This is a genomic window from Halomonas sp. BC04 (assembly GCF_000568385.1).
Genome location: NZ_AZQX01000226.1, coordinates 1 through 12,259, shown reverse-complemented (window position 1 = coordinate 12,259; position 12,259 = coordinate 1). Strand labels below are relative to the sequence as shown.

Sequence of the window (12,259 nt, the reverse complement as noted above, 5' to 3'; positions counted from 1 at the left end):
GGTGGACTTCCGCGGTAGCCGCGACCCAGCCATGCGGCTACTGGGCTATCAACACGGTGCAATGCTCTTTCACATGCTGCGACAGCGCATTGGTAACGAGACGTTCGATGCCGGCCTCAAGCGCTTCGCCGCGGGACATATGCACGCGACCGCGAGCTGGGATGACCTGGCCGCGGCCTTCTCGGCGGTGGCCGACGAGAATCTGCGAGACTTTCTCGGAGCCTGGCTTCGCAGGCCTGGGCGGCCGGCGTTGCACCTAACGGAGGTCGAACGCCGCGAAAGCGAGGCAGGCTGGCAGGTGGAGGGCGTGCTCGAACAGACGGGCGGCCACGCGCCATGGCCGTTGTCGGTACCGGTGGTGGTAGAGACCAGCAGTGGGCCCGTGCGCCATGATGTCGCGCTCGAGACCCGGCAGGCCAGGTTTTCGCTATCGTATGACGCAGAACCCCTCTCCCTGGCCGTCGATCCTGACCATGACCTGCTGCGCCGGCTCGATCCGGCGCCGTTCATTCTGAGGCATGTCGCCCTGCACCCCGAGAGTCGCCTGCTGGTGCTGTCGGAGGACATGGAGGCCAAGGGCCGCGAGTGGGTCCAGCAGGCCTTGGGCCGTCCACTGGCCCTGGTTCGCGAACCGTCGCTCGATGACGAAGCGCCGCTGCTAGTCCTTGGCGACGACGACGAGGTCGCCGCCTGGCTCGCCGAGCAGGCATTGCCCGAGCTGTCGGAGGCCTGGCGGAACAGGGTGAGGCACGGATGTGGACGCTGCCGGAAAGCCGGGTGGCGGTGGTCAGTGCCGCGGAGCATGGCCAGCTGCAGCGACTGGTTGCATCACTGAGACACCATCAGCATCGCAGCTACCTGGTCCAGGACGCCGAGGGAGACACCCTCGAGGCCGGCATATGGCCGCTGGACGAAGCGGACCTGCACGTCGACTTTTCGTCCACGCGCTGACGCCGGGTGGCGAGCAGTGCCGTGGCGAATGCGTTATCGTATCGGGTGCGCCTTGCCCCTGGCTGGCGCCTGTTTCATCATCAGCATCGCCAGTGCGATGCTGCGAACGAGTTCTGGAGGAGCGTCTTGGCCATTTCCCGATTTACCGACCTGCTGGAAGAGGCGAAGCAGCAGCCGGAGCCGCAGCGGCTGCTGTTCGTCTTCACGCGTGCCGAGTTGCCGGACAACCCCACCGCCGAGCAGCGCCAGCGCTTCGAGCAGGGCGAGGGCGGTGTCCTGACCCCGGCGCTGTGCGTCGACAAGTCACCCGAGGAGCTCAGTGACATGGAGGCGCTGGTGGCGGAGTCGCGCAATACCGGTATCGAGTGGGATATCGTGTTCGTGGCTGCGCTTTCCGGCAGTGGTCAGCAGCCGCCGTCTGGCGAGGAAGCCGAGCGTCACATGCAGCGAATGGTCGAATCGCTCAAGATGGGTAATATAGAGAGCTTCCTGGCGCTGGATCGCCAGGGAGAGGTGGTGTCGTTTCAATAAGCCTTTCAATAGGTTAATCGCCACTCATAGGCGTTGCTTATCACCGCCATGTTAGCATTCAATTTAGCCTATCGGGGCTCAGCGGTTACCATGGGTCCCGTATTCGGATCATCAACCATCGACAAGGAGCATTACTGAATGTCCCTGATCAACACCGAAGTCAAGCCGTTCAAAGCCACTGCTTTTCACAATGGCGAGTTTATCGACGTCACCGAAGAGAGCCTGAAGGGCAAGTGGAACATCTTTTTCTTCTATCCGGCTGACTTCACTTTCGTCTGCCCCACCGAGCTGGGTGATCTGGCGGACAACTACGAAGAGTTCAAGAAGCTGGGCGTCGAGGTCTACGGTGTTTCCACCGATACCCACTTCACCCACAAGGCATGGCACGACAGCTCCGAGACGATCAACAAGATCCAGTACCCGATGCTGGCCGACCCGACCCTGACCATCTCGCGCAACTTCGAGGTGCTGATCGAGGAAGCCGGTCTGGCCGAGCGTGGCACCTTCGTGATCGACCCGGAAGGCAAGATCCAGATCGTCGAGATCAATGCCGGCAACATCGGCCGTAACGCCGAAGAGCTGCTGCGCAAGGTGAAAGCTGCCCAGTACGTGGCCGCCAACCCGAACGAAGTGTGCCCCGCCAAGTGGAAGGAAGGCGAAGAGACCCTGTCTCCGTCCCTGGACCTGGTCGGCAAGATCTAAGGAAACGCTTGCCGAACCCGCGGGGCCATCCCCTGACCTCGTGAGTTCCACGCCCGGGTGCACTCCGCCCGGGCGATCCAAGACCGAGCCCCTGACCCGACGTGCGCTGGCCACTGGCCTCGCAGGGCGTCGAGTCATGCCTGTTTCATGAGCCAGACATGAGGAAGCCGCTGTCATGTTGGACGACAATCTGAAGAGCCAGCTGCAGACGTATTTGCAAAAGGTCACCCAACCGTTCGAGATCGTCGCGTCCCTCGATGACGGCGACAAGTCTCAGGAGATGTTCAAGCTGCTGCAGCAGATTGCCGGCTTGAGCGACAAGATTACCCTGCGCAGCGATGGTCGCGATGCTCGCACGCCGTCGTTCGCCCTGAATCGCCCCGGGGAAGATACCGGCCTGGTGTTCGCCGGTATCCCCATGGGCCACGAGTTCACCTCGCTGGTATTGGCCCTGCTGCAGGTCGGCGGGCACCCGCCCAAGGTCTCCGATGAGGTGATCGAACAGATCAAGAGCCTCGACGATGAGCTGAGCTTCGAAACCTACTATTCGCTCTCCTGCCAGAACTGCCCCGATGTGGTTCAGGCGCTCAACCTGATGGCGGTGCTCAATCCCAAGGTTCGCCATGTGGCCATCGACGGGGCACTTTTCCAGGACGAGGTGGAGAAGCGCGAGGTGATGTCGGTGCCGAGCATCTACCTCAATGGCGAACCCTTCGACCAGGGGCGCATGGGTCTCGAGCAGATCCTGGCCAAGGTCGATACTGGCGCCGCCAAGCGCGAGGCCGCCAAGCTCAACGAGAAGCCGGCCTACGAGGTGCTGATGGTGGGCGGCGGCCCGGCCGGTGCCGCGGCAGCCATCTATGCCGCACGCAAGGGCATCCGCACGGGCGTTGCTACCGAGCGCTTCGGCGGCCAGGTCCTCGATACCATGGCCATCGAGAACTTCATCTCCGTTTCGGAGACCAACGGCCCCAAGCTGGCCGCCGCGCTGGAGGAGCACGTCAAGCAGTACGACGTGGATATCATGCCGCTGCAGCGGGCCGTCAAGCTGGTGCCGGCATCGCAGCCCGGTGGCGAGCATGAGGTTGTGTTCGAGTCGGGCGCTTCGCTCAAGAGCCGCTCCCTGATACTCGCGACCGGTGCTCGCTGGCGTGAGATGGGCGTGCCCGGCGAGGAGGAGTACCGCAACAAGGGCGTGGCCTACTGCCCTCACTGCGATGGCCCCCTGTTCAAGGGCAAGCGCGTGGCGGTGATCGGTGGCGGCAACTCCGGGGTCGAGGCCGCCATCGACCTGGCCGGCCTGGTCGAGCATGTCACCCTGATCGAGTTCATGGATGAGCTGCGTGCCGATGCGGTGCTGCAGAAGAAGCTCGCCAGTCTGGCCAATGTGGAGGTGATCAAGGGGGCCAGGACCACCGAAGTCAACGGCGACGGCAAGCGGGTCAATGGTCTCACCTACGAAGAGCGGTCAAGCGGTGAGCTGCGCAGGCTCGACCTGGAGGGTATCTTCGTGCAGATCGGCCTGGTGCCCAACACCGAGTGGCTGACCGACTCGCCGATCGAGCTCTCCCCCCGTGGCGAGATCGTCGTCGACGATCACGGCATGACCTCGGTGCCGGGCATCTTCGCCGCCGGCGACGTCACCACCGTGCCCTACAAGCAGATCGTCATCGCCATGGGCGAGGGCTCCAAGGCGGCACTGGGCGCCTTCGACTACCTGATTCGCCTCTGACGACAGGTTCTATCGAGCCGCCCGACCAAGGGTGACCACATCGCCCCCGCAGGCTGAGCCTGCGGGGGCGATTTCGTGTGTGGTCGTGGTTTTTTCGTGAAGAAGAAGGGGGCATCCAAATGATCAGGTGAAAGTGGTGGGTATATAGGCTAATGATAAGGCAGGCGGCAGCTGAACCGGCCCCTGATACACCCCACCATGGAAAGGGATGAATCATATGATCGATAACAATACGCTGAGTCGGCTGATGCCGGCGATACTGCTGACGCTCGGCGCCACTGGACTGGCTCAGGCCGGCACCCTGGAAAATGTGCGCGATCAGGGCCATGTGCGCTGCGGCGTCAACGCCGCCCAGCCGGGCTTCTCGGCCCTGGATGACGAGGACACCTATCGGGGACTGGACACCGATGTGTGTCGTGCGATCGCCGCTGCGGTGTTGGGCGATGCCGAGAGCGTGCGTTTCGTGCCGTTGGACTCCGTGGAGCGTTTTACGGCCATTCAGTCCGGGGAAGTCGATGTGCTGTCGCGCACCACGACCTGGACCTCGAGCCGAGACACCGGCATGGGCGTCAACTTCACCGGGGTCAGCTACTACGATGGCCAGGCCTTCATGGTGCCCGCTGAACTGGGTGTCTCGAGTGCATTGGAGCTGGATGGGGCCGATGTCTGTACCCAGTCCGGTACCACCAGTGAACTGAACCTGGCGGACTTCTTTCGCGTCAATGACATGAGCTACAACCCCATCGTATTCGATTCCCCCGAGCAGTCGATTGCCGGCTTCGAAGCGGGGCGCTGCGACGTACTCAGCACCGATGCCTCTCAGCTCTACTCCCAGCGCATGCAGCTGCCCGATCCCGACAGCGCCGTGGTGCTGGCGGATATCATCTCCAAGGAGCCGCTGGGTCCGGCGGTGCTTCAGGGCGATGATCAGTGGTTCAACATCGTCAAGTGGTCGTTGTTCGCCATGATCAATGCCGAAGAGATGGGCCTTACCCAGGACAACGTCGACGACATGCTCGACTCCGAAGATCCGGACATCGCCCGGTTGCTGGGGCGTGACGGCAACTATGGCGAGGCCATGGGTCTTGAGGCCGACTGGGCCTATCAGATCATCAGTCAGGTGGGCAACTACGGCGAAATGTTCGACCGCAACGTCGGCGAGGGGTCCGAATTCAAGATTGCCCGTGGCCTCAATGCGCTCTGGACGGAAGGGGGATCCAGTACGCACCGCCGATACGTTGACGGCGACTGTGCCGGTCCAGGCGGTGGCACTGGAAGGGTCTGGCAGTCGAGAGAGATCCACTTCGGCCGGATCGTTGAATAAGTGTTTCGACTGGCCTATCCCTGCGGCGGAAGAAACCTTGCTAAGGTGCTGGCACATGCCTCGGCATGCACCATTCAATTTCTGATTTTGATATCGAGGGACCTCCATGCGCAACAACAAGAACAAGTGGCTGCTACTCACTTCTGCAGCGGCTCTGACTCTGGGTGCCGCTTCCGCAGCGGCTGCCGATACGCTTGAAAATACACGTGATCGTGGTGCGGTTCAGTGCGGCGTGAGTGACGGCCTGCCGGGCTTCTCCGCGCCGGACGACCAAGGTGAGTGGCAGGGCCTCGACGTGGACGTCTGTCGTGCCGTGGCCGCCGCCGTCTTCGGCGATGCCGAGGCGGTGCGCTATATTTCACTGAACGCCGTTGAGCGCTTCACCGCGCTGCAGTCCGGCGAAGTGGACGTGCTCTCGCGCAACACCACCTGGACCACGACCCGTGACACCACCCTGGGCCTGAACTTTACCGGCGTGAACTTCTACGACGGCATCGGCTTCATGATCAACCGCGACCTGGGTGTTTCCAGCTCCACAGAGCTCGACGGTGCGGCGGTCTGTGTGCAGTCCGGCACCACCACCGAGCTGAACGTCGCCGACTACTTCCGTGCCAATGGCATGGATTTCGACCCCATCGTCTTCGACACCTCCGAGCAGACCGTGGGCGGCTACGAGGCCGGCCGCTGCGACGTCCTGACCTCCGATACCTCCCAGCTGGCGGCCCTGCGCATCCAGCTCTCCGATCCCGACGGTTCGGTGATCCTGCCGGAAGTCATCTCCAAGGAGCCGCTGGGCCCGGTGGTTCGTCAGGGTGACGACCAGTGGTTCAACATCGTCAAGTGGTCGCTGTTCGCCATGCTCAACGCCGAGGAGATGGGCATCACCAGCGACAACGTCGACGAGATGCTCGCTTCCGAAGACCCGGACATCGCTCGCCTGCTGGGCCAGGACGGCAACTATGGCCAGGGCATGGGCATCGAGGCCGACTGGGCTTATAACATCATCAAGCAAGTGGGCAACTACGGCGAGAGCTACGAGCGTAACGTGGGCATGGACTCCCCGCTGCAGATCGAGCGTGGCATCAATGCCCTCTGGACCCAGGGTGGCATTCAGTACGCACCGCCGATTCGCTGATCGAACCGTCCGAGGCGCTGTGTGATGGCGTCTCGAGCCTTGTTATGCCCCGGCCCGGTTATCCCGGGCCGGGGCTTGATACCTGCTTGACGGATCCAGGCGGAGAGTCCCTTCATGTCCGTTCGACCCCAGGCCCATCCGGTGGGCCCCAAACCGCCTTTCTGGCGTGATCGCGCCAAGCGCGCACTGATCTTCCAGGTATTGCTGATCGCTGCAGTGGCGGCCTTTCTGCTCTATATCGTCGGCAATACCCAGGCCAACCTGGCCGCTCGTGGCATCACGACCGGCTTCGGCTTTCTCAGCAATACGGCCGGCTTCGGTATCGTCCAGAGCCTGATCGACTACTCATCGCAGAGCACCTACGGTCGCACCTTCGTGGTGGGCCTCCTCAATACCCTGCTGGTTTCGGCGCTGGGGGTACTGGCGGCGACGATCATCGGCTTTACCGTGGGCATCGCCCGGCTTTCGCCCAACTGGCTGATCGCCCGGCTGGCCAACGGCTATATCGAGATATTTCGCAACATTCCTCTGCTGCTGCAGATCTTCTTCTGGTACTTCGCCGTGCTGCGGACCATGCCGAGTGCCCGCGACAGTCTGTCGCTGGGTGAGGTGGTCTTCCTCAACGTGCGTGGACTCTATCTGCCCGAGCCGCTGTTCGAGTCCGGCTTCGGGCTGATTCCCCTGACACTGGGTATTGCCGTGGCGGCCAGCATCGGCCTGGTGATCTGGAACAAGCGTCGCCACGAGGCCACGGGCAAGCGCTTCCCGGCAGGCTGGATCTCGCTTGGGTTGATACTCGGCCTGCCGATGCTGGTGCTGGTCGTCACCGGCGTGCCGGTGACCTGGGATGTGCCGGAACTGACCGGCTTCAACTTCCGTGGTGGCATCACGATCATTCCGGAGTTCCTTGCCCTCTGGTTGGCGCTGTCGATCTATACCGCGTCGTTCATTGCCGAGATCGTGCGTTCGGGCATCCAGGCGATCTCCCATGGTCAGACCGAGGCCGCCCAGGCGCTCAGCCTGCCGCGCAACTTGGTGCTGCGCCTGGTGGTGGTGCCACAGGCCATGCGGGTGATCATTCCGCCGCTGACCAGCCAGTATCTCAACCTGATCAAGAACTCGTCGCTTGCCACCGCCATCGGCTACCCGGATCTGGTATCGGTGTTCGCCGGGACCACGCTCAACCAGACGGGACAGGCAATCGAGGTCATCGCCATGACCATGGCGGTCTACCTGACCATCAGCCTGCTGGTGTCGATGTTCATGAACTGGTTCAACGCCCGTGTGGCGCTGGTGGAACGCTAGGAGAGCGCCATGACAATTCAATCGAAGATGATCGATGCGCGCCCTGCACCCAGGAGCACCGTTGGCCCGGTGGCCTGGTTGCGCGCCAACCTCTTCAGCGGCCCGGTGAACACCGTGTTCACCCTGCTGGGGTTCTACCTGCTCTACATCCTGCTGACGCCGACGCTGCAGTGGGCCTTCATCAACGCCGACTGGATCGGCACCAGCCGTGACGACTGCTCCCGGGAAGGCGCCTGCTGGGTGTTCGTCAACGCCCGCCTCGGCCAGTTCATCTATGGGCTCTATCCCGGCAGCGAGATCTGGCGGGTCAACCTGACCTTTGCCACCTTCGCCGGGCTGATCGCCTGGCTGGCGATTCCACGGTTGCCCTACAAGCGCTGGATAGCGCTGGCGACGCTGGTGGGCTTCCCGCTGCTGGCCTACTTCCTGCTCTACGGCGGTCACTTCGGCCTGCGCGTGGTGGAAACCCATCGCTGGGGCGGGTTGATGCTGACCCTGGTGCTGGCGGTGGTGGGCATGGTGGGTGCCCTGCCCATCGGCATCATGCTGGCGCTGGGCAGGCGCTCGCAGATGCCCATCGTCAAGAGCTTCTGCGTGGTGTTCATCGAGTTCTGGCGCGGCGTGCCCCTGATCACGGTGCTGTTCATGGCCTCGGTGATGTTGCCGCTGTTCATGCCCACCGGGGTCAGCGTCGACCGCCTGATCCGCGCCTTCATCGGTATCACCCTGTTCCAGAGTGCCTACATGGCCGAGGTGATCCGGGGTGGTCTGCAGGCGATCCCGCGGGGCCAGGAGGAGGCCGCGGCTGCCCTGGGCATGGGCTACTGGAAGCGGATGGGCCTGATCGTGCTGCCCCAGGCGCTGAAGATGATGATCCCGGGTATCGTCAATACCTTCATCTCGCTGTTCAAGGACACCACTCTGGTCATGATCATCGGGCTCTTCGACCTGCTGGGTATCGTTCAGGCGGCCCTGTCCGACTCCCGCTGGCTGGGCTTTGCCCTGGAGGGGTATGTCTTCGCCGCCTTCATGTTCTGGGTCTTCTGTTTCAGCATGTCGCGCTATAGCCAGTATCTCGAGCGGAAGCTGCATACCGGCCATAAAAGATAAGGAACGCAAACAATGAATGAACAGGCGACAACTCCCAAGGCCGGCACCGAGACACCCATGGTCGAGATGCGCGGCGTCAACAAGTGGTACGGCGACTTCCACGTGCTGCGCGATATCGACTTCGAGGTCAAGCGCGGCGAGCGTATTGTCATCTGCGGACCCTCGGGCTCGGGGAAATCGACGCTGATCCGCTGTATCAATCACCTGGAAGAGCATCAGCAGGGCGAGATCGTGGTCGGCGGTATCCCCCTGACCCAGGATATCAAGCGCATCGAGCAGATTCGTCGCAGCGTGGGCATGGTATTCCAGCACTTCAATCTCTTCCCGCACCTGACGGTGCTGGAAAACTGCTGCCTCGCGCCCATGTGGGTGCAGAAGCAGCCCCGCCGTGAGGCTGAGGCGCTGGCCATGAGGTACCTCGAGCGGGTACAGATCGCCGAGCAGGCGCGCAAGTATCCCGGCCAGCTGTCGGGTGGTCAGCAGCAGCGGGTCGCCATCGCCCGCTCGCTCTGCATGCACCCCGAAGTGATGCTGTTCGACGAGCCGACCTCGGCGCTCGACCCGGAAATGATCAAGGAGGTGCTCGACGTCATGGTCGAATTGGCCAACGAGGGCATGACCATGCTTTGCGTGACCCACGAGATGGGCTTCGCCAAGACCGTGGCCGACCGGGTGATCTTCATGGATCAGGGCAGATCATCGAGGAGAACGCTCCGGAACCCTTCTTCAACAACCCCCAGTCAGAGCGTACCCAGCTGTTCCTCAGCCAGATACTGGGTCACTGAGCCGTGCCGGGTTCTGCGCCTGCGGTGCTGACCCGGCTAGATTGTCTCTCTCTACTTTGCTGCCAGTAGGCCACGACCCGGTTGCGGCCGGCCCCCTTGGCGGCATAGAGCGCCTGGTCCGCCTGAGCCATGGCCAGCGCCTGGCTATGGCTCAGGTCCTGGCCAACGGACAGCCCGGCGACACCGATGCTGATCGAGATGCCGACCTGATGGGATGACGGCCTTGCCGGCAGACTCTCCAGCGGGAAGGGGGTGTCGGCGATGCGACCCCGCAATCGTTCGGCCACCTGCATCACCTGTTGGTCGTTCAGACCGCTGACCACTATGGCGAACTCCTCCCCGCCCAGGCGAGCCAGGCCATCCTCGGATCGTAGCTCCTTGTCCAGCCGATCAGCCAGCAGCCTCAACAGTGCGTCTCCCGCCGGGTGCCCGTAGGCGTCGTTGATCTGCTTGAAATGGTCGATATCCACCAGCAGCAGGTGGTGTGGTGGCAGCTGCTCCGGTACCCCGCCCAGGGTTTCGGCCAGATGTCGGGTAAGGCCTCGGCGGTTCAGCACACCGGTCAGCTCATCGTATTCCGCTGCAATCATGGCGCGCTCTTCGCCCTGCTTGCGCTGGCTGATGTCGATGACCAGTCCGGCCAGTGCCTCAAGCCGGCCCGATTCGTCACAGACCACCTCGGTGACGATTTCATGCCATCGAGTGTCACCGTTCTTGCTGATGAGACGCACATCGAGGCGCAAATTCTTTCTGGCATCGGCCAGGCAGGTGCGCAGCTGAGACCAGAAGCGCAGACGGTCTTCCCTGACGATATGGGCCAGCAACCGTCTTAGCGGCACCCGGGCGTATTGGTCGGGGTAGCCAAGCGTGTTCAGCAGGGCGCGGGAACACCATGTCGAGCCGCTATGCGGATCGACCTCCCAGATGCCGCAGTCGGCCACCTGTTGGAACAGTTCGACCTGTCGGCGGCGGCTGGTGAGCTGATGGCGGTAGATGGCCGATGCAATGAGCTCGGCGGCGACGACCAGGGCTTGGAGTCCGGGGCCTTGCCACTCCAGGCGACGCTCGCAGTCATCGATGCCCAGCGTGCCCCACCACTGGCCATCGACCATGATGGGCACTGTGACCATGGACAGTATGCCCTGGCTTTCCAGGTTTTTGAGCAGTGAGCCGGAAGGCATTTCGGCAGTAATGAAACATTGGGGTTCGCCGCGCTGTCGTTCGGCAACGATGCGCTGATAGACCGGGTCGTCGAAGAGCGTCGAGAAGAAGCGAAAACGTTTCTGGGTGAGCTGTCGATAGTGGGGTGCGGCTGCCCATTCGAAGACGTAGTCCTGGACCACGACCTCTTGCTGTAGCTCGAGAAGCTGAAATATCCAGACGCGGCTGGCGCCGGATGCCCGGCCTAGCTCGGCCAGCAGCGCATCGACACCATCCCCCAGAAGCGCGCACTGATCAGCCCTCGGCTGCCGCTGGCTAGGGCACCAAGCAGGCGAGCATCGTCGGGGAAGACCGGTACCGGCATGGCAGTGATCCATCCATCGGGCGGTAACCGATCATAACATGGGTTAACAATCGGATAGCGCTGATGGGCGGAAAGTCCACCAAAGTCGCAGCTGACAGCGGCGTCGGCAAGGCAATCGCGTTGGCGGAAGCCGCCACCCTGGAGGTGGGTCGGTCAGATGGGGGAGCGGGTAGGTTTCAAAGGCTCGGCGGGGCGCGTAATCCGGGCACTTCCCAGCACGCTGGCTTCTGTCTCCAGGTGACGTGCCTCGCTGGTCCAGGCGGAATCCTCGGCGTGTACCGCTGGCCGACGCTCGAACGAACGAGTCATGACATCGCCCGGCGCAAAGCCCGGCCGGCTGTTCAGGTGATGGGGCAGCAGGCACAGCTCGGCGAGCAGGCGCAGGGTCATGGCGGCCAGCAGCCAGAGACCGCTACCCAGTGCCAGGGCCGGCCAGGCCGTGATCCAGTCGGTTGCCGTCAGCCATGGCGTGTGCGGCATCAGCCAGAGTGCGGCCGCGGTCAGCAGCCCGAGCTGAAGCAGCAGGTGGCAGAAAACCAGGGTGCCGCGAGAGAGCGGACGGCGGGGAAACAGGAATTGTTGCATTGAGGGATCCTCCCGTAGCGTGCACATCACGGCACGATGATTCTCACCGGCCTCCATGCCGACAATGCAGAATCCTACCTCAGATGATGTCCGGACGCAGCCGTTGATGATGGCAATCGTGTCGGGCGGCTCATGACAGCACAGTCAGGCTGGCGGGAGCCAGCGGTTCGCGATCGCGATGCCGGCTCAGCGGCTGTCCCTCGAGCGCCGTCAGCAGTATCTGCAGCGGGTCGCCGTGACTGACCAGGAGCACCGTTTCCCCGCTCAGCGTGTGCTCCAGTGCCTCGATCACCGCTTGCATCCGGCCGGCGACGCTGGCGACGCTCTCCACGTCATGTTCGACGTGTTCGGCGCTGCGTGCATCCAGCGCCCAGATATGGGGGTAGCGGTCGTCCGCCAGGCCTTCGAGGTCACCGAAGTGTCTCTCACGAAGGCGGGGCTCACGCTGCAGGGGTAGCGCGAAGTGGGACGCTGCCCGGGCAGCGGTCTCGGTGGTACGCAGGAAATCCGAATGAAGAATCCGCGTGGGTGTCGGCCAATGCCAGTCGGCGAGAAGGGCGTCGAGCTGGGAGAC

General features: G+C 63.0%; 10 protein-coding genes and 2 pseudogenes. 9 read left to right on the top strand and 3 right to left on the bottom strand.

Annotated elements, in window-relative coordinates:
• The 9 genes and pseudogenes from Q427_RS32410 to Q427_RS15765 all read left to right on the top strand — a co-directional run.
• On the top strand, positions 1-835 hold an 835-nt coding region (locus tag Q427_RS32410; protein WP_231613726.1), incomplete at its 5' end, for a M1 family aminopeptidase.
• Between the two features lie 242 nt (positions 836-1,077).
• On the top strand, positions 1,078-1,482 hold the full coding sequence (locus Q427_RS15800) for a hypothetical protein (protein WP_043515651.1): 405 nt from the start codon (positions 1,078-1,080) through the stop codon (positions 1,480-1,482).
• A 138-nt stretch (positions 1,483-1,620) separates the two neighbouring features.
• Positions 1,621-2,184 (top strand): alkyl hydroperoxide reductase subunit C, encoded by a 564-nt coding sequence (ahpC, locus tag Q427_RS15795; protein WP_043515649.1) that lies wholly within the window; start codon positions 1,621-1,623, stop codon positions 2,182-2,184.
• 175 nt (positions 2,185-2,359) lie between these two features.
• Complete coding sequence (gene ahpF / locus Q427_RS15790) at positions 2,360-3,916, top strand: alkyl hydroperoxide reductase subunit F (protein ID WP_043515647.1); 1,557 nt, start codon at positions 2,360-2,362, stop codon at positions 3,914-3,916.
• Between the two features lie 217 nt (positions 3,917-4,133).
• Positions 4,134-5,158, top strand: a pseudogene (locus Q427_RS15785) (amino acid ABC transporter substrate-binding protein).
• Between the two features lie 188 nt (positions 5,159-5,346).
• On the top strand, positions 5,347-6,375 hold the full coding sequence (locus Q427_RS15780; RefSeq protein ID WP_043515644.1) for an amino acid ABC transporter substrate-binding protein: 1,029 nt from the start codon (positions 5,347-5,349) through the stop codon (positions 6,373-6,375).
• 114 nt (positions 6,376-6,489) lie between these two features.
• Positions 6,490-7,680 carry an amino acid ABC transporter permease gene (locus Q427_RS15775; protein WP_043515642.1) on the top strand — a complete coding sequence of 397 codons (1,191 nt, stop codon included), beginning with the start codon at positions 6,490-6,492 and terminating at the stop codon, positions 7,678-7,680.
• Positions 7,681-7,689: 9 nt separating this feature from the next.
• Positions 7,690-8,790: an amino acid ABC transporter permease gene (locus tag Q427_RS15770; protein ID WP_043515639.1), complete on the top strand. Its 1,101-nt coding sequence runs from the start codon at positions 7,690-7,692 to the stop codon at positions 8,788-8,790.
• Between the two features lie 57 nt (positions 8,791-8,847).
• Positions 8,848-9,575: pseudogene (locus tag Q427_RS15765) on the top strand (amino acid ABC transporter ATP-binding protein).
• On the opposite strand, the gene Q427_RS15760 reads toward Q427_RS15765, so the two are convergent.
• The 3 genes from Q427_RS15760 to Q427_RS15750 all read right to left on the bottom strand — a co-directional run.
• A complete protein-coding gene (locus Q427_RS15760) occupies positions 9,569-10,951 on the bottom strand; it encodes a sensor domain-containing diguanylate cyclase (protein ID WP_231613727.1) in 1,383 nt (460 codons plus the stop codon). The pseudogene Q427_RS15765 and the gene Q427_RS15760 overlap by 7 nt on opposite strands.
• 302 nt (positions 10,952-11,253) lie before the next feature.
• The gene (locus Q427_RS15755; RefSeq protein WP_043515637.1) at positions 11,254-11,685 is read right to left on the bottom strand and encodes a hypothetical protein; all 432 of its coding nucleotides are present in this window, start codon (positions 11,683-11,685) and stop codon (positions 11,254-11,256) included.
• Between the two features lie 130 nt (positions 11,686-11,815).
• On the bottom strand, positions 11,816-12,259 hold a 444-nt coding region (locus Q427_RS15750), incomplete at its 5' end, for a histidine phosphatase family protein (RefSeq protein WP_043515635.1).